A 23749-nucleotide genomic window follows, 5' to 3' on the forward strand; every position below is an offset into this window, starting at 1 on the left:
CGATCTCCGGAATGAAACATGCCGGGTTGTCACCAACGCCGCACGGATTGCAATTATATATGCTGTCCAGACGGATTAATATTTGATCTACCCCCCGACGGACGGATCCCCACCATGCAGACAGAAGAAGCAGCGCCCGCGCTGGAGACAGCCTACCGGCTCGAAGACAACCGCACCGCGCGCGAAGGCCGCGTGTTCCTTACCGGCACGCAGGCGCTGGTGCGCCTGCTGTTCCGCCAGCAGCAGGAGGACCAGGCTCGCGGCTGGAACACGGCCGGCTACGTGAGCGGCTATCGCGGCTCGCCGCTCGCGGGCGTCGACACCGAGCTGTGGCGCGCCAAGTCGGACCTGGCCGAGCACGGCATCCGGTTCCTGCCGGCGATCAATGAGGACCTGGCCGCCACTGCGGTGATGGGCACGCAACAGGTCGGCCTGGACCCCGAGCGCCAGGTCGATGGTGTGTTCGCCATGTGGTACGGCAAGGGGCCGGGCGTGGACCGCGCGGGCGATGCGATCCGCCATGGCCACGCGGCCGGCACCTCGCGCCGCGGCGGCGTGCTGATGGTGGTGGGCGACGACCATGCGGCCACCTCGTCGTCGATTCCCCATGCGAGCGACCTGTCGCTGATGGGCTGGGGCATCCCGATCGTGCATCCGGCCTCGGTCGACGAGTACGAAGCTTTTGGCCTCTGGGGCTGGGCCGCCTCGCGCCATGCCAGCACCTGGGTTGCGTTCAAGGCGATCTCGGAGACGGTCGAGAGCGCGCGCTCGGTCGAGGCCTCCGCCGGCGCGGCGTTCGCATTGCCCGAAGCGTCCGAATTGCCGGACACCTCCGCGCTCGAATACCGCACCGACGACTTCCTCACGCCGGCCGTCGAGCTGCGGCTGGCCGCCAGGCTCGAGGCCTTCAGCGCCTTCGCGCGCGGCAACCCGCTCGACCGCCTGGTGGTGGCAGCGCCCGGGGCCACGGCCGGCATCCTGGCGGTCGGCAAGTCCTTCCACGACTTGATGGAAGTGCTCCAGCGTTGCGGCCTCGAGGCCGACGACCTGCCCGCGCTCGGCCTGCGGCTCTACAAGCCCGGCCTTGTGTTCCCGCTCGATGCCGAGGGCGCCGACCGTTTCTGCGAAGGGCTGTCGCACGTGCTGGTCATCGAGGAGAAGGCCTCTGTGGTCGAGCAGCAGCTCAAGGACCGGGTGTTCAACCGCGCACGGCGGCCCACGGTCTGCGGCAAACAGGACCTCGAGGGGCATCCGCTGCTGGCCTGGACCGGCCAGCTCTCGCCCACGAGCATCGCCGCCGCGCTGCTCGCCTGGCTGCGCGCCGTCGACCATCCGCTGGCCGAGCGCATCGACACCGCGCGCTTCACCGCGCGCGCGGCGCTGTCGAACGAGGCCGACGGCATGCGGCGGCTGCCGTACTTCTGCTCGGGTTGCCCGCACAACAGCTCGACCAAGGTGCCCGAGGGCAGCCAGGCGCAGGCCGGCGTGGGCTGCCACTACATGGCGAGCTGGATGGACCGCGGCACGGGCGGCCTCACGCAGATGGGCGGCGAGGGCACCGACTGGCTCGGGCGCGGCGCCTTCACGCGCGTGCCGCACGTGTTCCAGAACATGGGCGAGGGCACCTACTTCCACTCGGGCTACCTCGCGATCCGGCAGGCGGTCGCGGGCGGTGCCAACATCACCTACAAGATCCTGTTCAACGACGCGGTGGCCATGACCGGCGGCCAGCCCGTCGACGGCCAGACCAGCGTGCCGCAGATCTGCACCCAGGTCGCGAGCGAAGGTGCGCGCAAGGTGGTGGTGGTCACCGACGAGCCGCAGCGCTACCACGGCGTGGCGCTGGCCGCGGGCGTGCACGTGCGCCACCGGCGCGAGCTCGACGCGGTGCAGCGCGAGCTGCGCGAGATCGCCGGCGTCACGGTGCTGGTCTACGATCAGACCTGTGCCGCCGAGAAGCGCCGCCGCCGCAAGCGCAAGGGCTATCCCGATCCGGTGCGGCGCGTGCTCATCAATCCCGAGGTCTGCGAAGGCTGCGGCGATTGCGGCACGCAGTCGAACTGCCTGTCGGTCGCGCCGCTCGAGACCTCGTTCGGCCGCAAGCGCCAGATCGACCAGTCGAGCTGCAACAAGGACTATTCGTGCGCCGAGGGCTTCTGTCCCAGCTTCGTGAGCGTGCTCGGCGGCAGCCTGCGCAAGGGAACAGCGGCTGCGCCCGCGCAGGACCCCGAGGCGCTGGCGGCAGCGCTGCCGTCGCCCGCGCTGCCTTCGCTCGCGCAGCCCTTCGACCTCATGATCGCGGGCGTGGGCGGCACCGGCGTCATCACGCTCGGCGCGCTGGTCGCGATGGGCGCGCACCTCGAGGGCAAGGGCATCTCGGTGCTCGACTTCACCGCGCTCGCGCAGAAGGGAGGCTCGGTGGTGAGCCACGTGCGTCTGGCCGACACGCCCGATCGCCTGCACGCAGTGCGCCTGCTGCCGGGCACCGCGCGCACCCTGATCGCGGCCGACCTCGTGGTGGGCGTGCTGCCCGACGTGCTGGGCGTGATCGGCGAGGGCCGCACGCGCGTGGTGGTCAACACCCACCTGCAGACTCTGGCCGAGTTCACGCGCCAGCCCGACCTGCCTTATCGCGAGGACGCGCTGCTCGCCAAGATCGAGGCCGCCGCGGGCGCCGCGCAGGTCGAGCGAATCGATGCGCACGCCACCGCCAAGGCGCTGCTGGGCGATGCCATCGGGGCCAACATGCTGATGCTGGGCCATGCCTGGCAGCAGGGCGGCGTGCCGGTGAGCCTGGCGGCGCTGATGCGCGCTATCGAGCTCAACGGCGTGGCCGTGGCCGCCAACAAGCGCGCCTTCGCGGCCGGCCGACTCACGGCCGCCGACCCGCAATGGCGCCAGACGCTGATGGGCGAGCAGCGCAGCGTCGTCACGCTGAACCTGCCGCAGTCCTTCGAGAAGCTGCTCGAGGAGCGCGTGCGCTTCCTCACCGACTACCAGGACGCGCGCTATGCGCGCCGCTACCTGGACACCGTGCGCCGGGTCGAGGCTGCCGAGCGCGGCATCGCGCCCGGTGCACGGCGGCCGCGGCTCGCGGAGGCGGTGGCGCGTTCGCTGTTCAAGCTGATGGCCTACAAGGACGAGTACGAAGTCGCGCGGCTGCATGCGCGGCCCGAGTTCCTGCAGAACCTGCGCAGCCAGTTCGAGGGCGACTTCAAGCTGCAATTCCACCTGGCGCCGCCGATCTTCGAGAAGCGCGGTGCCGACGGAAAGGTGCTGAAGCGCAGCTTCGGGGCCTGGATGCTGCCGGTGTTCCGCACGCTCGCGGCGCTGCGCCGCCTGCGCGGCACGCCGCTGGATCCTTTCGGCTTGATGGCCGAGCGGCGCGAGGAACGCGCGTTGGTGGTGGAGTACGAGGGACTCGTCGCGCGCCTGCTCGACGGACTGACGAGCGAGCGCATCGGCAGCGCGGTGGCGATCGCGGTCCTGCCCGAGAAGATCCGCGGCTATGGGCACGTGAAGGCGCGCGGCATCGCCGCGTATCGCCACAACCTGGCCACGCTGCTGGCCGCGCACGATGCACCGCCGCCCACGATGCAGCCACCCGCGTTGAAGACCGCCTGATCCAGAAGACGTCCCATGCCCATCGCTCTCGATTGCTACTACCGCCCCGGCGGCGCGCAGGACCGTCTGCCGATCCGTGCTGTCCACCTGGACTACATGATCGCGAACCGGGAACGCGTGCTGCACGGCGGTCCGTCGCTGGCCGACGGCGAACTGGTCGGCATGTTCCTGCTGCTGGCCACCGACGATCCCGCGCAGTCCGACGACTTTCTGGCCAGCGAGCCCTATGCGCGCGCCGGTCTTTTCGCCGAGGTGAGACGAACGCTCTTCACGGGCTTCCTGCCCGAGCCGCGCGAAGGCTTCTTGCAGGAACTCCGGCATGAGGCATCGCGTGGGCTCGCGGCGTCGGATTAATGCGGCATGGCGGCCAGCCAGCGGCATGGGCCTGCTGATGGCATTGCTCAAACCTCGTGTTTCCTGCGACTCGATGAGCACTGTTGCGCTCGCCTGCCTCACCATGCCAGAGCTCGCCGTTTCATCTGCTCTTCAGCGCACGCGCGCGTTTCGACTGCGGGCTGCACCGGCGCAAGCCGCCGTCACTGCAGTATCGGTCGAAGACCTTGAAGAGGTACGTCGAAAGGACGGACAGGCCTTGCGGCTCGCCGGGCACGAGAGGAAGTCCGAACAGCTCGATGCCGAGGAACAGCATCAGCACGGTGCAACAGCGAATCGGATCAGCGCGATGCGAAGCTTGCGAGGCATCGACTACCTGCCCCGCAGGACGGTTTTCATTCGTGTTGGGGATATCTTGCAGAAGTCCTTCGTGCTCGAGGGCCAACGAGTGCACCAGCGGCAGGATCCGCTCACCGAGCTCGGTGAGCGCCATGCCCCTGCCGGTGCGAAAGAACCAGGCTCTCAGCAGCTTGTTCTGTGAAAACAAACTCGTAGTTTGGCGACTAGAGTCGCAGTCCTTTGATAAAGACGTAGAGAAGTGCCTGGCAACTCACCCCGCTGCGTCAACGCATGCTCCAGGACATGCGGTTGCGCAAGTTCGAGCCTCGAACTCAGGAGGCCGACGTGCGCGCCGGCGCTCCAACCGACCCGCCAACTCACCTACCCGCCTTAGCGCCTGCCGGTGCGGCTCGTCCCACTCGCCGCCCAGTCCCAACCTGATGCAGTGCCGGAAGTGGTCGGTCGCGCTGAACATCGTCCCCGGCGCGATAACGATGTGTTCTTCCAGGCAAGCATGGAATAGTGCAAGGGCGTCGACTTCCCGGGGCAGCTCCACCCAGAGGAAGAGGCCACTGGCAGGGTTGGTGACCCGCGTGCTCGTCGGGAAGTGCCGCGCAATGATTTCGCGAGCTTCATCAAGGCGGGCTGCCAACGCCGTGCGCAATCGTCGGCGTCCCGCCTCGACACCCGGGCGGGTGAGCAGCGCCGCCAGAGCAACTTCCAGCACCGCGGCCTGAGCGCCGCTGGTGGCCTGCTTGAGTCGAGCAACGTCGGAACTCCAGCGACCGGCCTCGACCCAGCCCAGGCGCAAACCAGGCGCCACGGTTTTGGAGAATGAGCCGCAAAGCATCACGTGGCCGGTGGCATCGAAGGCGCGCACCGCATTCCGATGCTCGTCGCTCTGCGCGAGGTCATTGCAAAGCACGTCTTCGATCAGCGGCACTCGGCGCTGCGTCACCATCTGAGCCAGGCGCTGCCGCTCGGCCACGGGCATGCAGGCGCCGATGGGGTTGGACAGCGTGGGAACTGTCAGCACGACCTTGACTGGTTGGGTGTCGAAGGCGAGCTGCAGCGCGTCCAACGACATCCCCGTGCGCGGATGCGTCGGGATTTCCAACGCCCTGAGGCCCAGGCTCTCCAGGATCACCAGAAAGCTGAACAGCGTGGGCGACTCCAGCGCCACGACATCGCCGGGTTGCGTGACAGAGCGCAGGCAGAGCGTGATCGACTCCAGGCAGCTGTTGGTGACGACGATGTCGCGTGCGTCAAGCTGGCAACCCAGGCCCAGCGCATGCCGCGCGATGGCTCGGCGCAGCACGTCGTGGCCGGGGCCGATGGCATAACGCGTCAGCGCCGCGCCTTGGTGTTCGGCGGCGCGCCTGACGGCGCGACGCACGAGATCCTCGGAGAACAGCTCGGGACTGGGGCACGCCGCGCCGAAGGAAATGCATTTGGGGTCGTGCGCGAGCTGCATGACGCGCTCTGCCAAGGAGCTGACGTCCACGGCCAGTGAGCTGGCCGGCGGGTTGGACAGCTCCGGCTCCGGTGGTCCCGAGGGACGCGGCGCGACGAAGTAGCCGGAGCGCGGCCGCGCTTCGATGAGGCGAGAGTCCTCGAGCACCCGATAGGCCTGCACCACGGTGCCCAGCGACACGCCGTGCCGCCGCGACAGCTCGCGCACCGACGGAATGCGTTCGCCGCTGGCCAGCGTTCCGCTGCGTATCGGCGCGGCAATGCTGTCCGCGATTTGCAAGTACAGCGTCGTGGGCTCGCGTGGACCGGGTGGGCGTGACATGAGGCCATTTTCTATCGCTACCGCCGCTGCGACTGGTACAGAAGACCGCCATCGCAGCTGGTACAGGGCAGGCGAGCACCGGATCTGTACCAGTCGGAGCGGACTGTCGTTGTGGCTGTGCGGCGCGCTATGGGGTTGTTATCGTGCCCTTCAGTCGAAATGCAACACAACAGGAGCCCTGCATGCTCAAGCTCTACGGTTTTTCCAAGGTCAACGCCGGCGCCCGCACTCACACCCGAGATCTTCGGGTGCTGTGGGCACTGGAGGAAATGCAGCTGCCCTTCGAAATGGTGGGCATGGATCATCCGGCAGGCGACCTGAGCTCAGGGGCCTACCACCGGCTCAGCCCCTTTGATCAGATCCCCGCCATCGACGACGACGGGCTGGTGCTGTCCGAGTCCGGGGCCATCCTGGTTCATCTTGCGAAGAAGGTGGGCCGACTGATCCCCGGCGACAGTGCGGGCGAGGCGCAGGTGCTGCGCTGGTGCTTCGCCGCGCTGGCCACGGTCGAGCTGCCGCTGATGGCGCTGATGGTGCACGACTGGACGGCCGACGGCGGCTGCGCCAAGCCGCGCGAGTTCCTGGTGGGATGGGGGCATCGGGCGCTGGGAAATCTCGAGGGCTGGCTCGCCGGCCGCGAGTTCGTCGCCACCGATGAATTCACCGTGGCCGACATCCTGATGGCCCACGTGCTGTCGGCGGGTATCAAGGATTCGACGCTGATCGCGCCATACCCGAGCCTCAAGGCTTACCGTGACCGCTGTCTGGCCCGGCCCGCCTGGACGCGGGCCTTCCAAGCCTATTGCCAGCGGGTCGAGGCGGCTTGAGGTACCCATGCGATGGGCTTGCACACTTGGCTCCTGTACGTCGCCGCGGTCCTGGGCCTGTCGATGTCGCCTGGCCCGAACGGCCTGTTGGCGCTCACGCATGGGGCCGCCTGCGGCTGGCACAAGACGACATTCACGGTCCTCGGGGGCGTGATCGGCTTCGTTGCCCTCATCGCGATGTCCATGTTCGGGATCGGCGCGCTGCTGCAAGCCTCTGCCACCGCGCTGACGGTCATGAAATGGCTGGGGGGCGCCTACCTGGTGGGGCTCGGCTTCCATGTCTGGCGTTCCCCTCCCGTGGGCGTGCAGACCCACGCCGAACAAGGAGCAGGTTCGGGCAAGGCCATGTTCCTGCAGGGCTTGCTGTCGGCAGGCACCAACCCCAAGGTGCTGCTGTTCTTCACGGCCTTCCTGCCCGGCTTCATCGACCCGGTGCGCAGCCTCTTCACGCAATTCCTGATCATCGCGAGCACCTTCGCTGCCATCGAGTTCGCTTGCGAGATGCTGATCGCCGGCATGGCGCAGAGGATCAACGCCTGGCTGGCCCGCGTGGGGCGCACGTTCAACCACGTGTGCGGCGGGATCATCGTGGTCATCGGGGTCACGTTGCCGCTCCTGTGATTCAAGCAACCACTTTCACAAGCGATGAACCGCCGACTGATCGTGCAGATGCAGATGTCGAGCCGGACGAAGCCAACCGGGATCAGCAGCTCCGCTCCGCGATGGCGAACGCCTCCGCCTTGAAGAACGCAGCCTCCGCTTCCAGGGCCCGCTCGATGTTGTGGGCTTGCCGAAAGCCATGCTGCTCGCCCGCAAAGAGCAGGTACAGCGTCGGGATGCCTCGGGCACGCAGGGCGGACACCATCTTCTCGGTTTGGCTCGGCGGCACGATCCTGTCCTCCGCGCCCTGAAAGAATGCGACGGGCACGTTCAAGCGCTCGGCGTGGTGCAGCGGGGCTCGGTCAAAGTAGGCCTGGGCATCGGAGATCGGGCCTACCAGCCAGTCCAGATAGCGCGATTCGAACTTGTGTGTGTCGCGCGCGAGTGCGCTCAGGTCGCTCACGCCATAGTGGCTTGCACCGGCCTTGAAGCAGTTCCGGATGGCCGGGTCCTCGTGGGTGAGGCAGCGCAGGGCGGTAAACCCGCCGGCACTGCCGCCGGTGATCACGATGCGCCTCTTGTCGACCCGTCCCGCATCGGCCAGGTACGACGCCGCGGCCGCGCAGTCCTGCGCATCCACGAGTCCCCATTTCCCCTTCAGGCGCTCGCGGTAGGCCCGGCCGTAGCCCGTGCTTCCGCCGTAGTCGACATCGACGACGGCAACGCCGCGGCTGGTCCAGAACTGCGTTCGCAAGTCCAGGCTTCTCGATGCCGCAGAAGTCGGCCCCCCGTGGCACTTGACCACCAGCGGCGGCAAGGTGCCCTGCGGCGCGCAGAAGCCGGCATTGGCCGGCGGATAGAACAGGGCGAAGGCGCTGTTGCCCCCCGAGGTCGGGAACTCGATGAGCTGCGGCGACGAGAGACACCCGCGCAGTGACGTGTCATGCGCTGCGCCTGCGGCGCACCAGACGAGGCTGGCGGCGCCGGTGGCCGCATCGATCACGAGCACGGCCGCCGCCGTGGCTGGGCCGCCGGCCTTGACCGCCACCTTGCCGCCGCTGGCGCGCACCGCCGAGAACTCGGTGTAGGGCAGGTCGAAGGGATCGAGCGTGCCGTCGCGCAGGTCCAGCCGGGCGAGCCTGCCGACGCCGTCTTCGACGTAGGTGCACACGAGCGCATGCGCCGACAGGAACGCATAGGTCGACATGCCCAGGCTCCATTGCGCACGGCCGAACTCCGCCGCCATCGGGCATACGTTGGTGTGGCTGCCGTCCGCATGGCGCCGATAGAGGTTCCACCAGCCTGACCGGTCCGAGACATAGTGGAGCAGGCCGTCGGGTGACCATTCGGGCTGGAACACCGATTCACCCGCGCCCCCCGCGATGCGGGTTGCGTTGGACACCGTGGTGCCGTCGAACTCCCCGAGCCAGAGTTCTGCCGCAGTCCAGGGCATGTCGGGATGGTCCCATGCCAGCCACGCCAGCCGTGTTCCGTCAGGGCTCAGGCGCGGCGCCGCGTAGAAGTCGCGCCCGTGCAGGATCACGCGGCCGGCATCGCCGCCGTCCAGGCTCACGGCAACGATGTCGTTGATCGCCTCGGCGCCGCTCGCGCGGTGGTCCTCGCGAGCGCCGATCCAAAGCCGGCGCCGGGTGTCGATCAGGCCGTCGCCATAGCGCAGGGCGGCGCCTTCGGTGGGAGGCGTCAGCGCCACCGGGACGCCGTCGCCGCCGAGGCGGTACAGGCGCTGGTCCGCGAAGTTCGAGAAGTACGCGGTGCCCCGCGACACCAGGGCGGCGCCACCGCCGTACTCGTGCACCCGCGTGCGGGCGGAAAAGGGCGCCGGGACAAAGTCGGACGGGACGCCGGCCCGGCTGCGCCGCACCAGCACCTGCCGCCCGGCCTCCAGCGGCCTGCCCTCGATCCACCAGACCTCGTCGCCGTCCAGCAGCACGTCGGCGAGCGTGACCTGGGCCGACGCGACGTGCTCTGCCGTGATGGGCGAAGCCCAGGTGCCGAAGGGGGCGCAGACGGGCTCGGCGGCGGGGTCGGCGACGGGGACAGTGACGACAGGATCGGACATGCGTCGATTGTTCCATCGGCGGACGTCCCAGGCCGCCATGGCCACTGTGGCGCGAGGGCACGCCGCTGGCGGCCCAGTGTTCTGCCTTGGAGCAGTTCAACGGGAAAACCCGCACGCCGACCCTGCCCCGAAGTTGGTTGCGCGGCCGCGAGATGCCTTTGCGCCCATGGCATGGCATTTGCCCCTGCGAGGGGCGGAGGGCGCGCACTTTCAGCGCTCCCGTGACCACGATCCCACCAAGGAGACCCCATGCAACTGAAGCTCTTGACGGCCCTCATCGCGGCTGGCCTTGCCGCCGCGACGGCCCACGCACAGGTCACGGACCGGATGATCCAGTCCGAAGCCACATCCAAAGGCAACGTCCTGACCTGGGGGATCAACACCCAGGGGCAGCGCTATTCGCCGCTCAGGCAGATTACGGCCGGCAACGCCTCGAAGCTGCTGCCCGTCTGGGCCTTCTCCTTCGGCGGCGAGAAGCAGCGCGGCCAGGAATCCCAGCCGGTGATCGCGAACGGCAAGATGTTCGTGACCGCGTCGTACTCGCGCATCTTTGCGCTGGACGCGGCCACCGGCAAGAAGCTGTGGAAGTACGAGCATCGCCTGCCCGAAGGCATCATGCCCTGCTGCGACGTGGTCAACCGCGGCGCTGCGCTCTACGACAACCTCGTCATCTTCGCGACGCTGGACGCCCAGCTCGTGGCGCTCGACCAGAACACCGGCGACGTGGTCTGGAAGGAGAAGATCGACGACTACGCCGCCGGCTACTCGGCCACCGCCGCGCCCATCATTGCCGAGGGCGTGATGCTCACCGGCGTGTCGGGCGGCGAGTTCGGCGTGGTCGGCCGCGTCGAGGCGCGCGACCCGAAGACAGGCAAGCTGCTGTGGACGCGCCCGACCGTGGAAGGCCACATGGGCTACGTCTACGACAAGGACGGCAACAAGAAGGAGAACGGCGTCTCCGGCACCGTCAACAAGAGCTGGCCCGGCGACCTGTGGAAGACCGGCGGCGCCGCGACCTGGCTGGGCGGCACCTACGATGCCAAGACCGGCCTGGCGTATTTCGGCACCGGCAACCCTGCCCCGTGGAACAGCCATCTGCGCGAGGGGGACAACCTCTACTCCTGCTCGACCGTGGCCATCGACGTCAAGACCGGCCAGATCAAGTGGAGCTATCAGGGCACGCCCAACGACAGCTGGGACTTCGACGGTGTCAACGAGTTCGTCACCTTCGACATGGACGGCAAGCGCGTGGGCGGCAAGGCCGACCGCAACGGCTTCTTCTACGTGAACGACGCCAGCACGGGCCAGCTCATCAACGCCTTTCCCTTCGTCAAGAAGATCACCTGGGCCAGCAGCATCGACCTGAAGACGGGGCGCCCCAACTTCATCGCCGACAACCGCCCCGGCAGCCCCACGGCCACGCCCGAAGGCAACAAGGGCAGCCCCGTGTTCGCGGCGCCGGGCTTCCTGGGCGGCAAGAACCAGATGCCGATGGCCTACAGCCCCGACACCAAGATGTTCTACGTGCCGGCGAACGAATGGGGCATGGACATCTGGAACGAGCCCGTCGCCTACAAGAAGGGGGCCGCCTACCTGGGCGCCGGCTTCACGATCAAGCCCCTGAACGAGGACTACATTGGCGCCCTGCGCGCCATCGACCCCAAGACCGGCAAGATGGCCTGGGAAGTCAAGAACGGGGCGCCGCTGTGGGGCGGCGTGCTCACCACCGGCGGCAACCTGGTGTTCTGGGGCACGCCCGAGGGCTACCTGAAGGCCGCGGACGCCAAGACCGGCAAGGTGGTCTGGGAGTTCCAGACCGGCTCCGGCGTCGTCGCCCCGCCCATCACCTGGATGCAGGGCGGCGAGCAATACGTGGGCGTGGTCTCCGGCTGGGGCGGCGCCGTGCCGCTGTGGGGCGGCGAGGTGGCCAAGAAGGTCAACCTGCTCGAGCAGGGCGGCATGGTCTGGGTCTTCAAGATCCCAGGTGCCGGCGGCACGACGCGCAGCGCGCGGGCAGGCCAGGCCGCCCACGTCGCATCCAACTGAGCGGGGGAGACGGCGATGAGCGACATGGACGAGAACAGGCCTGCGGGCATGACGCGCAGGGCCTTCGCGGGCCGTGCCATGGCCGGCAGCTGCATCGTGGCGCTGGTGCCCGTCGCGGCCCTCGCGGCTGCACCGCGCGTCGAGGAGTCGGACGAGACCGCGGTGAGCCTGGGCTACAAGCACGACACCAAGGCGGTGGACGGCAAGAAGTACCCCAAGCATGCGGCCAGCCAGCGCTGCGTGAACTGCGCCATGTGGCAAGGCACCGCCAGCGACCCTTGGGCCGGATGTGCCATGTTCGGCCGCAAGCAGGTCGCGGCCGAAGGCTGGTGCATGGCGTGGGCCCCCAAGCCCGGCGCCTCCTGACGCGCCGGGCGGGGAGGCGCGCGCATGGCTCGCTTCGCACGACCGGTGCCCGCCGTGGCCGGGCCCACGGCGCCGGGCGGCACGCGACGCCGCGCGTTCGCCCTGGCGCCACTGGCATCGGCGGCAGCGGGCCTGCTGCTGTGCGCGCCGGCCCGGGCCGATGACGCGGCGCCGGCGCCGGCGCGCGAGCTGTCCACCATCGTGGTGGTTGCGCCCACGCCGCTGCCGGGCATCGACGTGCCGCGCGATCAGCTCCCCTCGAACGTGCAGACCGCCACCGGCGCCGATCTGGAGCGGCTGCATTCGCCCGACCTGTCCGGCTACCTGTGGCGGGCCGTCGGCGGCGTGACCGTCAACGAGACCCAGGGCAACCCGTTCCAGCCGGACGTCCACTACCGGGGGTTCTCCGCGTCGCCCTTGCTGGGCACGCCGCAGGGCCTGTCGGTGTACATGGACGGCGTGCGGCTGAACCAGCCCTTCGGCGACGTGGTGAGCTGGGACCTGATCCCCCGCTCGGCCCTGTCGACCATGGCCCTGATGCCCGGCAGCAACCCGCTGTTCGGCCTGAACACGCTCGGCGGCGCGCTGGCCATCCAGACCAAGGACGGGTTGCACGATGCCGGCACCGCGGTGCAGGTGACGGGCGGCTCCTGGGGCCGTGCGGCCGCCGAGTTCGAGACCGGCGGCAGCGACAAGGACAGCGGCTGGAACTGGTTCGTGAGCGGCAACCGCCTGCACGAGCGCGGATGGCGCGTGGACTCGCCCTCGGACCTGCGGCAGCTCTTCGCCAAGGTGGGCCGCGTCACGCGCGACGGCGGCATCTCGCTGACGACGGCCTTCGCCGACAACGACCTCACGGGCAACGGCACGCAGGAGCTCGGCGCATTGCGGCGCGACTGGCACGGCGTGCGCACGGTCCCCGACACCACGCGCAACCAGGCCGCCTTCGTCAACCTGGCGCTCACGCAGGCGCTGAACGCGACCTGGACCTTCAGCGGCAACGCCTACTACCGCAACATCAAGACCCGCACCTTCAATGGCGACGTCAACGACGAGGCGATGAGCGAATCGGTCTACCAGCCGGGCGCGGCCGAACGCGCCGCACTGGCCGCTGCAGGCTTCACGGGCTACCCGGCCAGCGGCGCCAATGCCTCGAACACGCCCTTTCCGAAGTGGCGCTGCATCGCCAACGCCCTGCTCGACACCGAGCCGAACGAGAAGTGCAACGGCCTGCTCAACCGGACCCGGACGAAGCAGCAGAACTACGGCCTCGCCGGGCAGCTGTCCACGGAAGCCAGGACTGGCCCGCTCGAGCACCTGTTCGTGGCCGGCGCGGCCTACGACGGCAGCCGCATCCGGTTCGGGCAAGGCACGCAGTTCGGCTACATCAACCCCGACCGCAGCGTCACGCCGGTGAGCGGACCGGGCGCCTTCGCGGATGGCACGCAGGATTCGGAAAACGCATTCGATGCGCGGGTCGCCCTCAGGAGCCGGTCGCGCACCGTCAGCGTGTTTGCCACCGACACCATCGCGCTGGACCCGCGCACGCACATCACGCTCTCGGGCCGCTACAACCGCACCACCGTCGACAACACCGACGAACTCACCCCCGGCGGCGGGCGCGGGTCGCTGGACGGGCACCATGTCTTCAGCCGCTTCAACCCCGCGGTCGGGCTGACCTTTGCGCCGAGCGAGGCCGTCACGTTCTATGCCGGCGCCAACCAGGGCAACCGCGCGCCGACGGCCATCGAGCTGGGCTGCGCCGACCCGGCGAGTCCGTGCAAGCTGCCCAACGCCTTCGCCGGCGATCCGCCGCTCAAGCAGGTGGTCACGACCACCTTCGAAGCCGGCCTTCGCGGCGTGCTCCAGCCGGACATCGCCTGGAACGCAGGCGTCTTCCGCTCCGACAACCGCGACGACCTGCTGTTCGTGGCGGGCGACTCCAGCGGCTTCGGCTACTTCAAGAACTTCGGCAAGACGCGCCGCCAGGGGCTCGAGTTGGGCCTGAGCACCAAGCCCGCCCGCGGGTTGACGCTGGGCGGCAACCTCATGCTGCTGGACGCGACCTACCGCAGCGCGGAAACGGTCGGCGGCGCCGGCAACAGCAGCAACGACCAGGCGCTGGCCGGGCTCCCGGGGACCGACGGCAACATCCACATCCGGCCCGGCGACCGCATCCCGATGCTGCCTTCGCAAGTGCTGAAGCTGTTCGCCGACTACCAGCCGAATGCCCGGTGGCGGATCGGCATGGACATGCTGGCCACGAGCGGCGCAAAGCTGCGGGGCAACGAGAACGGGCTGCATGCGCCCGACGGCGTGTACTACACGGGGCCGGGGCGAAGCGCGGGCTACGTGGTCTTCAACCTCGGCGTCGACTACAAGCCGCGCCCCGGCCTCAAGTTCTTCGTGCAGGTGACCAACCTGTTCAACACCCGGTACACCACGGGCGGGCAACTGGCGGCGAACGGCTTCACCGGCAGCGGCGCCTACATCGCGCGCGAACTCCCGGCCAATGCCAATGGCGCCTACCCGGTGCGGCGTGCGAGCCTGATGTCGCCGGGTGCGCCGCGCGCGGCCTGGGTGGGTCTGCGCTACACCTTCGATCCCTGAACGTCCGTCAGGCCTTCTCGATCCGAAGGCCGGGCGTGGCCTCCCATCGGCCGGCCTTGTCGACCCACAGCGCATCGACTTTCCAGCGATGGGCCAGCGCGCGTGCCTGCGACGGCCCTGCCACGAAGAAGGCCTTGGTCAAGGCGTCGGCCAGCGCGCCGCTGTCCGCCACCACGGTCACCGCCGACAGCTCCGTCGGCGAATACCCGGTGTGCGGATCGAAGATGTGGTGGTGACGATGGTCCTCGCTGAAGGTCGTGAGGTTGTCGGCCGAGGTCGCAACGCAACGGCCGTCGGTCATCAGGCGGGCGAGCAGCGCGCGCTCCGCGTGCGGGTCGGCGATGCCGAGCGTCCAGGGGCGCCCCAGGCTGTTGGTGCTCAAGGGCGCGAACTCGCCCGCGTCGACCAGCGCATGGCCGACGCCGTAAGAGGCGAGCACCGCGCGCACGCGGTCGGCGGCGTAGCCCTGGGCAATGCCGTTGAGCGTGACGGCCATGCCGGGCCTGTCGAGGCTGATGCGCTGCGCCGAGACCTGCACCGCTCGCCAGTCCACCTTGGCGCGTGCGTCCCGGACTTCCCGGCGATCCGGCAGGCGGCCCTCGCGCTGCGCCGCCGCGAACGCCAGCCACAAGGGCTGCACCGTGACATCGAAGGCGCCGTCGTGGTCGCGCGAGACGTTGTGGGCAATGTCCAGGACTTCGGCCAGCTCGGAAGGCGGCGAAACCAGCTCGCCCTCGCGGTTCAGGCGCGACAGGGCGCTCGCCGGGTCGAAGAGGCTCATCTGGCTTTCGATCCGGCGCAGCGTGTGCACCGCGGCGTCGAGCGCGCGTTCCAGCGTGCGGGCATCCTCGTGGCCGGCCTGCAGCGACAGCGTGGTGCCGAAGCCCAGCAGGGATCGCCGGGCCCAGGTCAGCGAAGCCATGGCCGGCGACAGCTCGGCGAAGCCGGCCAGCGCACCCGCGCCCAGCGCCGCGTGCAGGAACTGGCGCCGCTTCATGCCTTGCTCCCCGCCAGCGCAGGCAGCGCGCGAATCGGAATGGCCTGGCCGCGCTTCTTCGCAATGAGCGGCGCGCAGCGCGTCGGGCTGTCGTGGATGGCCACGCAATCCAGGCACTGGAAGCACTCCTCGTAAACGATCGTCCCGGCAGGCCGGATGGCCTGGTATTCGCAGCGGTGGCGGCACGTCTGGCAGGGCGTTCCGCATTCGGGGCGGCGCGCGATCCAGCGCAGCAGCCGCACACGCCCCATCAGCGCGAGGCCCGCGCCGAGCGGGCACAGGTAGCGGCAATAGCCCTTGTAGACAAAGGCGCCGGCCAGCACGCAGCCGAGCGCCCACGCCACGAAGGGCCAGGAGCGCACGAAGCCCAGGGTGATCGCGGTCTTGAACGGCTCGACTTCCACGGCCCGGTCGCTCCACGCCGGCGACACCACCGCCAGGCCGACGATGACGGCCAGCGCCGCGTACTTGACCCATTTGAGCCGGGCATCGAGCGCGCGGTTCAGCCGGATGCGCCGGATGCCCGCCACCCGGGCCAGCTGGGCAACCAGCTCCTGCAGCGCGCCGAAGGGACAGAGCCAGCCGCAAAAAGTGCCGCGCCCCCAGACGACCAGGGTGAGCGCGACGAATGCCCACAGCGCCACGGTCATCGGGTCGTACAGCAAGAAGCCCAGGCTGCGCCCGGCCATGGCGGCCTGCACCACGCCCGTGATGTTCACGATCGACAGCTGCCCCTGCGCGAACCAGCCGACGAACACGAGCGTGAAGAGCAGGTAGCCGAGCCGGAAGCGCGCCAGCCGCGCCGGCGTGGCGACGATCCAGTTCGGCCGGGCGAGCACCGCCGCGAGCAGCGCCAGTGCGACAGCCAGCACTGCAAGTTCCCAGGCGCGGGCGCGCCAGACGCCCTGCCAGCCCGTGCTGTCGGTGCCGGGCATCGAGACCTGGCTGGCCGGCAGCCGGTAGTGCAAGGCAAAGCTGCGCGCGATGCGCTCGGGATAAATGACGCCCTTGTCCCGCACGACCCGAAGCGCGAAGTCCAGCGGCTGTGCCGGGTCGAGTCCGGCCGGGCCGATCACCCGGAAGACCTTGGCGTCGGCGCCGCGCAGGCCGGGCGGCAGCGCCAGCGGCTCGTCCAGGTCGAGGTCGCGCAGTTCCAGCGGCAACCCGTTCTGCTGGAGGGTCAGCCGGTCGGGCACGGCCCCGCGCACGAAGCGATCGCCCACGAAGGTGCGCGGGCCGGACGCGACCACGAGGAACGCGTGGTCGCCCTCGTCGAGGCGCCCCAGCAGGTGCTTCCAGCCCGGCTCCGACAACAGGTTGCGGCCCACCCGCGGCGAGTTGAGGTAGGCGATGAAGAGGTCCGTGTCGCCTTCCGGCCCGCCGGCGCGGCGTTCGACGCCGCTGCCCTCGAAGGATTTCTCCACCGCGGCCTGCGTGATGCGCTGGTGCTGGACCAGACCTTCCTTGCGCAGGGCGTCCCAGTCGCCGGGCGCGTAGGTGTCGCCTCGCACGCGCGCGAGCTGCCCCGGGTCCCGGCCCGCGGCAAAGCCCAGCCGGGCCCGCGCCACGTGCAAGGCCGAAGACAACAGGCTCTGGTTCAGGATGCGCACCGAGGCCGTCGCCTTGGCCACCCCGTCGATGTAGACATTGGCGCTCGCGCGTTCTTCGCCGCGGTTGGCATTGGTGCCGATCTTGATGTTCTGCTGCAGCGAGAGTCCCTTGTATTGCTCGGCAAAGCGCAGCAGCGGCCCTTCGCCCAGCCCATCGAGGAACACCGGCTCGTGCTGCGACAGCACGCGCACCTCCAGGAAGGTGCCCTTGGGATCCAGCGCGACGAGCAGGTTGAAGGGCGTGCCCGAGAAGCCGGGAATCGGCGCGAAGTCGATCGATTCGAAGACATAGCCGGCCAGCACCGTCGTGGTCGTCTCCTGCCGGAAGATCGGCCAGACCGGCAGCTGCGCATCCCGCTCGCCCACCGTCAGCGGCGCCGGCAGCACCTGCTGCAGCGCGGCGCGCGACATCACCCCGCCGTGCGCACAGACGGCCAGGCACAGCAGCACGGCCGCGATGCAGCACTGCCACGGTCTGCGCACTTGGCTCATGCCGGCGCCAGGCCCAGCCGCTGCACGGTGCGCTTCTCTTCGGCATAGACCTCGCACATGCTGCGTGCGTAGTCGGCGCTGTCGAGATAGGCGACCTCCTGGTCGTACTTGGCGAGTTCCGCGATGTGGCGCGGGTCGAACAGCGCGCTGCGGAAGGCGTCATGCAGGCGCCGCACCACCGGCTCGGGCAGGCCTCGGGGGCCCGCCAGGCCGTAGGGCGACATCGCGACGATGCCATGGCCCAGCTCGCGCATCGTCGGCACGTCCGGCCAGCGCGCGGAGCGGGCGGCGCCGAAGGTGGCCAGCAGGCGCAGGCGCCCCGAATCCACGTAGGGGGCGAAGCCGCTGGCATTGACGCCGGCCATCACGTGGCCCGCCGACAGGGCGACCATCTGCTCGGCCACGCCCTTGTAGGGCACATGGACGAAGCTGAGCCCGTGCCGGGCGAACAGCGCCTCGAGCACCACGTGCGGGGTGGTCCCGATGCCGTTGGTGGCGATGGTCACGCGCCCCGGCTGCGCCGCGGCGCGATCCAGCAGGTCGGCGACGCTGTGCAGCGGGCTGTCGGTGGGCACCAGCAAGCCGAAGGTCACGCCGCTGACCTGCAGGATGGGCGTGATGTCGCGGATGGGGTCCCACGAGACCTTGCGGATGAAGGGTGCGCGGAACACGGTCTGCGGCATCTGCGCCAGGGTGTAGCCGTCCGGCGGCGCCTGCTGCAGCACCGGCATGGCCAGGGTGCCGCCCGCGCCGCCCCGGTTCTCGATGATGATGCGCTGGCCGAGGCGCTCCTGCGCCAGCTCGGCCAACAGGCGCAGCGTGAGGTCGGTCCCGCCGCCGGCCGTCCATGGCACCCAGAGGGTCAGGGCGTGCTGCGGAAACGGTGCGGCCTCGACCGCCCGCGCCGGCGTCCATGGCGCGGCTGCCATCGCCGCCAGCGAGGCAGCCGCGCGCAGCAGGTCGCGCCGCGCCGTCATGCGCCGCCCCGATGCCCCAGGCGGCCGAAGCCGCGCTGCGGGTCGTATCCCCGGCAGGCCAGCGTGAAGCAGACCGCGAGCGTGCCCACCACCACCAGCGGCGCCAGGCCCGGGTCCTTGCCGTAGAGCGCGAAGCGAATCCACTCGACCCCGTGCGTGAACGGGTTGAGCTGCGCCACCCGGTACACCCAGGTCGCGCCCGATTCCTCCAGCTTCCACAGCGGATAGAGCGCCGTCGAGAGGAAGTACATCGGGAAGATCACGAAATTCATCGCACCTGCGAAGTTCTCCAGTTGCCGTACGTGGACGGAAAGCAGCAAACCCACCGATGCCAGCATCAAGGCGCAGGCGAAGGTCGCGAGCAGGGCATGCAGCGAGGCGGGCGGCGCGGCCGGCAGCTCGGTGCCCAGCAGCGCCGCGACCGCCACGAAGGCCAGCACCTGCAGCAGGCTCAGCAGCGCCGTGGCGACCATCTTGGACAGCAGCACCCACCAGCGCGGCAGCGGCGCGGTGAGCAGTAGCCGCATGAGCCCCATCTCGCGGTCGTAGACCATGGCCAGCGAGGACTGCATGCCGTTGAACAGGAGCACCATGCCGATGAGGCCGGGCGCGATGTAGACGTCGTAGGGGATGTAGCTGTCGTAGGGCGCGACGATGGCCACGCCGAAGACGTTGCGGAACCCCGCCGCAAAGACCGTGAGCCAGAGCACCGGGCGCACCAGCGCCGAGACCAGGCGCGTCCTTTGCTGCCAGAAGCGCAGCAGCTCGCGCAGCACGATGGCGCGCAAGGCCTGCAGCGCGTGCGGGACGGCGCCCAGGCGCTGCACGGCGCTCGTTAGATCGACCTCCGCGCGACGCGTTGCGGTGCCGTTCGGCTTGGGAACGGCCGCGCGTCTCATGGCGCGCTCCTGCAGGGCGACTCCGGCGCGTCCGTGCCGAGCGTGTCGAGCACGTTCTTCGGATGCAGCACGCCTTCGACCGGCGCGGTGCCGATCACGCCGACGCCATCCGTCAGCAGCAGCGGCTGGCGCAATTGATGGTCCCACGCCCGGAAGCTCAGCCGCACGCCCTTGAATCCGTCCAGCGTGAAGTCGGGCCGGCCGAGCGCGGCGCCGAGCCTGGCGGACGTCGGCGCGCCCGATGGCTCGAGTGCCGCCTGCAACAGCGCCTTGGCGGCGATGTAGGCGGCCCAGTCGTGCCCGGTCATGGGGCGCTGCGCCGCGCGGGCGAAGCGCCGGGCGAGCTGCGGCGCGCCGTAGCGCTCGAAATGCGGCGCCCAGGCCTGCGCGGTCAGGCCTGCATCGCCGACCACCGGGCGCGGCAAGGCCAGCCGGTAGGGCAGGGTGCGCGCGAACTCGCCGTCGCTGTCGACGGCCCACACCACGTCGTAGTCGCCGCCGACCGCCGCAGGCGCGGTCAGCAGCAGCGGGTTGGCCTGTTCGCGCTCGCGCGGATCCGCGGACAGCCTGAAGGGCCGGGCCGCCACCTGCTTGAGGCCGTAGCGCTTGAGCGCCGCCTGCGCGAGCGCCAGCCGGGCCGCATCCTGCGCGCCGGGCCCGTGGACCAGCAGCACCCGCGTCCACTTGCGCGCGAGCAGCGCCTGCGCAACGGCATCGGCGCGCATCCGGTCGCTGGGCAGCGTATGGAACAGGTTGGCGCTGCAGCCGAGCTGCCTCGCCGCCTCGGCGCTTTCGCCGACGTTGATCAGCGGCAGGGTGTGCATGGACGAGACAGCCGGCGCGATCCAGGCCGCGGGAAGGTCGAGCAGCGCGGCGGCCGCGCCGCCCTGGTCCATCTGGCGCAATTGCTCGGCAGCCTCCTGCGCGGACGCGGCGTCGCGCAGGGTGACCTGCACCTGCAGGCCGGCGGCCGCCAGCGCGAAGCGGCTTTCCTCGATGGCCACGTCGACCCCGTCGCGCGCACGGCCGCCCGGCTGCCCGGGGTAGGCCAGGGCGACGCGCGCCGGATCCAGGCGATCGTCGTCGGCGCGCTGGACGATGCCGATCGTCAGCGTGGCGGCGCTCGCCGCTGCCGCACCGGCCGCCGGGCCGGCCAGGGCGAGCGTCGCCGCCAAGCTCATCGTCGCCACCAGCGCCAGCCCGCGCGGACGAAGGAGGCCGCGGACCGGCTCAGTCATCGACGACCACCGTGTGCGGCACGCGTCCCACCGCCAGGGTCTTGATCGGCTTGGCCGTCGCGGTATCCACCACGGTCATGTCGTCCGACAGGCCATTGACCACGAAGAGCCTCGAGCCGTCGCGGCTGAGGGCGGTGCTCCAGGCGCGCTTGCCCACCAGCGCCAGGGCCGTCGTCTTGCGCGACGCCACGTCCACGAAGGCCACGTGGTTGGCCCGCCCGAGGCCGACGTACATCTTGCGGCCGTCGCGCGACAGCGTCATGCCTACCGGCGTGATGTCGTCGGGCCGCATGCCCTTGACCTCGAAGGCGATCGTGGCGACCACCTTGAGCTCCGCCGTGGAGATCACGCTCACGCTGGCGCCCAGCTCGTTGCTCACCCACAGCTCGCGGCCGTCGGCCGAGAAGGCCAGCCGGCGCGGGCGCTGGCCCACCTGGATGTTGGCGATCACCGCGAGCGTGCGCGCATCGATGACGTGGACCATGTGCGCGACTTCCGAGGTCACGTACACGCGCTTGCCATCGGGCGCCAGCTTGACGCCTTCGGGCTCCTTGCCCACGGGCACGGCCTTGACCAGCTTCCCGGCCGCGAGGTCGTACACGTTGAGCGCGCCGTCGTCCTCTGCGGAGACGTAGGCCGTCTTTCCGTCGGGTGACAGGTCGAACGTCTCGGGGTCCTCGCCCAGCGGCACGCGCGCGACGGACTTGCGCGTGGCCAGGTCGATGATGTCCGCACGTCCCGAGTCGCTGCAAGCCACCATCAGCCGGGTGTCGCCCTGGAGGCGCTGCATGTGGCGCGGCCGCTTGCAGGTGGGAATGACGCCGACCACGGCCAGTGTCTTGAGGTCGACCAGGGTGATGGCGTTGTCCTTCTCGCTGGACACGTAAGCGAGCTGGCTGTCCCTGGCCGACGCGGGCGGTGCAGGGAGCATGGCAGCCAGCGCCAGCAGGCAAGAGGCGGTGCGGGTGGTGCGGGTGGTGCGGGTCATGCGGTGATGTCTCCGGGGTGGTTGCCCATGCCCTGGCGCGTTGCGCTCAGGAAAGCATCCTCCAGCGTGGCGCCGCCCAGTGCGGCAGTCACTTGCAGGGGCGGCCCATCGGCCAGCAGCCGTCCGCGGTGCAGGACCAGCACCTGGTCGGCGTGCTCGGCCTCGGCGACCAGGTGCGTGGCCCACAGCACGGTCACGCCGCGTTCGCTTACCTCGCCGCGCAGGCCGTCGATCAGGTCGCGCCGGGATTTCGGGTCCAGGCCGACCGTTGCCTCGTCCATCAGCAACAGCTGCGGGCGGGTCAGCAAGGCGCGCATCAGCTCCACCTTGCGCCGGGTGCCGCCCGACAGCTCACGCACGCTGCGTTGCAAGTCGGCGCCGATTCCGAAACGGACCGCCTCGCCGGCGATGCGCTCCTGCGTTTCGCGCGCCGGCAATCCCTGCAGGGCGGCATGAAACCGCAGGTTGTGCGCGATGCTCAGGTCCAGGTCCAGCGACTGCTGCTGGAACACCACGCCGATGTTCGCGAGCGCGCGCCGCGCGTCGGTGCGCATGGACAGGCCGGCCACCTCGACCTCCCCCTCATGGGCCGCGAAGAGGCCGGTCAGGACCTGGAACAGGGTCGACTTGCCCGCGCCGTTGGGGCCCAGGAGCACCGCGAAATTTCCGCGCGGGATCGACAGGCTCAACGCGTCGAGGGCGACGCGCGCGCCGTAGCGCTGGGTGAGGCCGCGGACCCTCAGCATGGGGCGGCCTGCGCGGCGCCGAGGGCGCGCGAATTCTCGTCGCTGCGATACACCATCTCGGCAGCGCGCGCCGCGCCCGGCACGAAGCGCAGCGGCTGCGGCGCGGCGGCCGCACGGCGCGCCGCTTCGGCGCCTTCGAGCATCGCGTCGATGCGCCCGCGCTGGTCGCTCTTCGGGCATACGGGGTCCGTCGCCGCCGGGTCGCCCGTCACCAGGTAGGCCTGGCAGCGGCAGCCGCCGACATCGTGGTGGCGCTCGTCGCAGGTGCTGCAGGTCTCACTCATCCACGCCTGGCCGCGGTAGCGGTTGAAGGCCTCGCTGTCGTACCAGGCCTGCCGTACGGGCATCGAGCGCAGGTTCGGCAGAGGCGGGCCGGGCAGCAGCCTGGCGCTGTGGCAGGGCATGGCCAGCCCGTCGGGCGCCACCACCATGAACACCGACCCCCAGCCCGCCATGCAGGGCTTGGGCTTGGCGTCGGCATAGTCCGGCGAGACCCAGATGATCTTCATGCGGCCGGCCAGCCGCGCGCGGTGCGCGTCGACGGCGGCTTCGGCTTCGCGCAGCTCGCCGGCCGTGGGCATCAGCGCAGCGCGGTTGAGCCAGGCCCAGCCGTAGTACTGCGTATTGGCCAGCTCGAGGAAGTCCGCGCCCATGTCCTCGGCCATCTCGATGATGCGGCCCACGTGCTGCAGGTTGTACCGGTGCATCACGCAGTTCAGGACCATGGGGTAGCCCTCGTCCTTGATGATGCGTGCGACCCTGGACTTGAGCTCGAAGGTCCGGGTGGAGCTGAGGAAGTCGTTGAGCTCGCGCGTCGAGTCCTGGAACGACAGCTGGACGTGGTCCAGTCCGGCGGCCTTGAGGTTCCTGGCGCGTGCCGGCGTGAGGCCCACGCCCGAGGTGATGAGGTTGGTGTAGAAGCCGAGCGAGCGCGCATGCGCGACGAGCTCCTCCAGGTCGCCGCGCAGCAGCGGCTCACCCCCCGAGAAGCCCAGTTGCACGGCGCCGAGCGCGCGTGCCTCGGCCAGCACCCGTTTCCAGTCGGCCGTGCCCAGTTCGTCCTCGTGTCGCGCGTAGTCGACCGGGTTGGAGCAGAACACGCAATGCAGCGGACAGCGGTAGGTCAGCTCCGCCAGCAGCCACAGGGGCTGTCGCACCGCGGCGGGGGATGGCGCCGGCATG

At 69.9% G+C, this 23749-nt stretch carries 18 protein-coding genes; 8 read left to right on the forward strand and 10 right to left on the reverse strand.

Going from position 1 to position 23749, the window contains the following annotated elements; translation table 11 throughout:
* The first annotated feature begins 114 nt into the window (after nucleotides 1–114).
* From E5CHR_RS10780 to E5CHR_RS10790, 3 genes are read left to right on the forward strand one after another with little or no spacing between them, the layout of a single operon-like run.
* A complete protein-coding gene (locus E5CHR_RS10780; protein ID WP_162579667.1) occupies nucleotides 115–3624 on the forward strand; it encodes an indolepyruvate ferredoxin oxidoreductase family protein in 3510 nt (1169 codons plus the stop codon).
* Nucleotides 3625–3639: 15 nt separating this feature from the next.
* The gene (locus E5CHR_RS10785; RefSeq protein WP_162579668.1) at nucleotides 3640–3978 is read left to right on the forward strand and encodes a YciI family protein; all 339 of its coding nucleotides are present in this window, start codon (nucleotides 3640–3642) and stop codon (nucleotides 3976–3978) included.
* Nucleotides 3944–4498: a hypothetical protein gene (locus E5CHR_RS10790; protein WP_162579669.1), complete on the forward strand. Its 555-nt coding sequence runs from the start codon at nucleotides 3944–3946 to the stop codon at nucleotides 4496–4498. The genes E5CHR_RS10785 and E5CHR_RS10790 overlap by 35 nt, the downstream gene beginning before the upstream one ends.
* A 69-nt stretch (nucleotides 4499–4567) precedes the next feature.
* Here the strand turns inward: E5CHR_RS10790 and E5CHR_RS10795 are convergent, their stop codons facing one another.
* Complete coding sequence (locus E5CHR_RS10795; RefSeq protein ID WP_162579670.1) at nucleotides 4568–6091, reverse strand: aminotransferase-like domain-containing protein; 1524 nt, start codon at nucleotides 6089–6091, stop codon at nucleotides 4568–4570.
* 182 nt (nucleotides 6092–6273) lie between these two features.
* Here E5CHR_RS10795 and E5CHR_RS10800 point away from each other — a divergent pair, with 182 nt between their 5' ends.
* On the forward strand, nucleotides 6274–6918 hold the full coding sequence (locus E5CHR_RS10800) for a glutathione S-transferase family protein (protein ID WP_162579671.1): 645 nt from the start codon (nucleotides 6274–6276) through the stop codon (nucleotides 6916–6918).
* Between the two features lie 12 nt (nucleotides 6919–6930).
* Nucleotides 6931–7539: a LysE family translocator gene (locus E5CHR_RS10805; protein WP_162579672.1), complete on the forward strand. Its 609-nt coding sequence runs from the start codon at nucleotides 6931–6933 to the stop codon at nucleotides 7537–7539.
* 82 nt (nucleotides 7540–7621) lie between these two features.
* On the opposite strand, the gene E5CHR_RS10810 is transcribed toward E5CHR_RS10805, so the two are convergent.
* On the reverse strand, nucleotides 7622–9598 hold the full coding sequence (locus E5CHR_RS10810) for a S9 family peptidase (protein WP_162579673.1): 1977 nt from the start codon (nucleotides 9596–9598) through the stop codon (nucleotides 7622–7624).
* A 249-nt stretch (nucleotides 9599–9847) separates the two neighbouring features.
* Between E5CHR_RS10810 and E5CHR_RS10815 the strand changes: the two genes are divergently transcribed.
* The 3 genes from E5CHR_RS10815 to E5CHR_RS10825 are packed head-to-tail and all read left to right on the forward strand — an operon-like array spanning nucleotide 9848 to nucleotide 14620.
* Complete coding sequence (locus tag E5CHR_RS10815; protein WP_162579674.1) at nucleotides 9848–11644, forward strand: PQQ-dependent methanol/ethanol family dehydrogenase; 1797 nt, start codon at nucleotides 9848–9850, stop codon at nucleotides 11642–11644.
* Nucleotides 11645–11659: 15 nt separating this feature from the next.
* Nucleotides 11660–12010 carry a high-potential iron-sulfur protein gene (locus E5CHR_RS10820; protein WP_162579675.1) on the forward strand — a complete coding sequence of 117 codons (351 nt, stop codon included), beginning with the start codon at nucleotides 11660–11662 and terminating at the stop codon, nucleotides 12008–12010.
* Between the two features lie 24 nt (nucleotides 12011–12034).
* On the forward strand, nucleotides 12035–14620 hold the full coding sequence (locus tag E5CHR_RS10825; protein WP_162579676.1) for a TonB-dependent receptor: 2586 nt from the start codon (nucleotides 12035–12037) through the stop codon (nucleotides 14618–14620).
* A gap of 7 nt (nucleotides 14621–14627) precedes the next feature.
* On the opposite strand, the gene E5CHR_RS10830 is transcribed toward E5CHR_RS10825, so the two are convergent.
* Genes E5CHR_RS10830 through pqqE form a run of 8 tightly spaced genes read right to left on the reverse strand, consistent with a single transcriptional unit; the run spans nucleotide 14628 to nucleotide 23748 of the window.
* Nucleotides 14628–15617 carry an FAD:protein FMN transferase gene (locus tag E5CHR_RS10830; protein WP_162579677.1) on the reverse strand — a complete coding sequence of 330 codons (990 nt, stop codon included), beginning with the start codon at nucleotides 15615–15617 and terminating at the stop codon, nucleotides 14628–14630.
* Nucleotides 15614–17719: a 4Fe-4S binding protein gene (locus tag E5CHR_RS10835; protein WP_162579678.1), complete on the reverse strand. Its 2106-nt coding sequence runs from the start codon at nucleotides 17717–17719 to the stop codon at nucleotides 15614–15616. The genes E5CHR_RS10830 and E5CHR_RS10835 overlap by 4 nt, the downstream gene beginning before the upstream one ends.
* Nucleotides 17716–18696: a tripartite tricarboxylate transporter substrate binding protein gene (locus E5CHR_RS10840; protein ID WP_162579679.1), complete on the reverse strand. Its 981-nt coding sequence runs from the start codon at nucleotides 18694–18696 to the stop codon at nucleotides 17716–17718. The genes E5CHR_RS10835 and E5CHR_RS10840 overlap by 4 nt, the downstream gene beginning before the upstream one ends.
* A complete protein-coding gene (locus E5CHR_RS10845) occupies nucleotides 18693–19595 on the reverse strand; it encodes an ABC transporter permease (protein WP_162579680.1) in 903 nt (300 codons plus the stop codon). The genes E5CHR_RS10840 and E5CHR_RS10845 overlap by 4 nt, the downstream gene beginning before the upstream one ends.
* Nucleotides 19592–20833, reverse strand: coding sequence for a branched-chain amino acid ABC transporter substrate-binding protein (locus E5CHR_RS10850; RefSeq protein ID WP_232062033.1), 1242 nt, complete (start codon nucleotides 20831–20833; stop codon nucleotides 19592–19594). The genes E5CHR_RS10845 and E5CHR_RS10850 overlap by 4 nt, the downstream gene beginning before the upstream one ends.
* Nucleotides 20826–21821 (reverse strand): PQQ-dependent catabolism-associated beta-propeller protein, encoded by a 996-nt coding sequence (locus E5CHR_RS10855; protein WP_162579681.1) that lies wholly within the window; start codon nucleotides 21819–21821, stop codon nucleotides 20826–20828. Before E5CHR_RS10855 ends, E5CHR_RS10850 begins: the two co-directional genes overlap by 8 nt.
* Nucleotides 21818–22567 (reverse strand): ATP-binding cassette domain-containing protein, encoded by a 750-nt coding sequence (locus E5CHR_RS10860; RefSeq protein WP_162579682.1) that lies wholly within the window; start codon nucleotides 22565–22567, stop codon nucleotides 21818–21820. The genes E5CHR_RS10855 and E5CHR_RS10860 overlap by 4 nt, the downstream gene beginning before the upstream one ends.
* The gene (pqqE, locus tag E5CHR_RS10865; protein WP_162579683.1) at nucleotides 22561–23748 is read right to left on the reverse strand and encodes a pyrroloquinoline quinone biosynthesis protein PqqE; all 1188 of its coding nucleotides are present in this window, start codon (nucleotides 23746–23748) and stop codon (nucleotides 22561–22563) included. Before pqqE ends, E5CHR_RS10860 begins: the two co-directional genes overlap by 7 nt.
* Nucleotide 23749: the final 1 nt, after the last annotated feature.

Source organism: Variovorax sp. PBS-H4, from assembly GCF_901827205.1.
Classification (GTDB): Bacteria; Pseudomonadota; Gammaproteobacteria; order Burkholderiales; family Burkholderiaceae_C; genus Variovorax.

Bases quoted from the DNA above. Each gene is read 5' to 3' on its own strand.
- E5CHR_RS10845 (WP_162579680.1), bottom strand. From the start codon at position 19,595: ATGAGACGCGCGGCCGTTCCCAAGCCGAACGGCACCGCAACGCGTCGC.
- E5CHR_RS10800 (WP_162579671.1), top strand. From the start codon at position 6,274: ATGCTCAAGCTCTACGGTTTTTCCAAGGTCAACGCCGGCGCCCGCACT.
- E5CHR_RS10795 (WP_162579670.1), bottom strand. From the start codon at position 6,091: ATGTCACGCCCACCCGGTCCACGCGAGCCCACGACGCTGTACTTGCAA.
- E5CHR_RS10860 (WP_162579682.1), bottom strand. From the start codon at position 22,567: ATGCTGAGGGTCCGCGGCCTCACCCAGCGCTACGGCGCGCGCGTCGCC.
- E5CHR_RS10830 (WP_162579677.1), bottom strand. From the start codon at position 15,617: ATGAAGCGGCGCCAGTTCCTGCACGCGGCGCTGGGCGCGGGTGCGCTG.
- E5CHR_RS10835 (WP_162579678.1), bottom strand. From the start codon at position 17,719: ATGAGCCAAGTGCGCAGACCGTGGCAGTGCTGCATCGCGGCCGTGCTG.
- E5CHR_RS10815 (WP_162579674.1), top strand. From the start codon at position 9,848: ATGCAACTGAAGCTCTTGACGGCCCTCATCGCGGCTGGCCTTGCCGCC.
- E5CHR_RS10790 (WP_162579669.1), top strand. From the start codon at position 3,944: ATGAGGCATCGCGTGGGCTCGCGGCGTCGGATTAATGCGGCATGGCGG.
- E5CHR_RS10855 (WP_162579681.1), bottom strand. From the start codon at position 21,821: ATGACCCGCACCACCCGCACCACCCGCACCGCCTCTTGCCTGCTGGCG.
- E5CHR_RS10840 (WP_162579679.1), bottom strand. From the start codon at position 18,696: ATGACGGCGCGGCGCGACCTGCTGCGCGCGGCTGCCTCGCTGGCGGCG.
- E5CHR_RS10780 (WP_162579667.1), top strand. From the start codon at position 115: ATGCAGACAGAAGAAGCAGCGCCCGCGCTGGAGACAGCCTACCGGCTC.
- pqqE (WP_162579683.1), bottom strand. From the start codon at position 23,748: ATGCCGGCGCCATCCCCCGCCGCGGTGCGACAGCCCCTGTGGCTGCTG.
- E5CHR_RS10850 (WP_232062033.1), bottom strand. From the start codon at position 20,833: ATGACTGAGCCGGTCCGCGGCCTCCTTCGTCCGCGCGGGCTGGCGCTG.
- E5CHR_RS10825 (WP_162579676.1), top strand. From the start codon at position 12,035: ATGGCTCGCTTCGCACGACCGGTGCCCGCCGTGGCCGGGCCCACGGCG.
- E5CHR_RS10785 (WP_162579668.1), top strand. From the start codon at position 3,640: ATGCCCATCGCTCTCGATTGCTACTACCGCCCCGGCGGCGCGCAGGAC.
- E5CHR_RS10805 (WP_162579672.1), top strand. From the start codon at position 6,931: ATGGGCTTGCACACTTGGCTCCTGTACGTCGCCGCGGTCCTGGGCCTG.
- E5CHR_RS10810 (WP_162579673.1), bottom strand. From the start codon at position 9,598: ATGTCCGATCCTGTCGTCACTGTCCCCGTCGCCGACCCCGCCGCCGAG.
- E5CHR_RS10820 (WP_162579675.1), top strand. From the start codon at position 11,660: ATGAGCGACATGGACGAGAACAGGCCTGCGGGCATGACGCGCAGGGCC.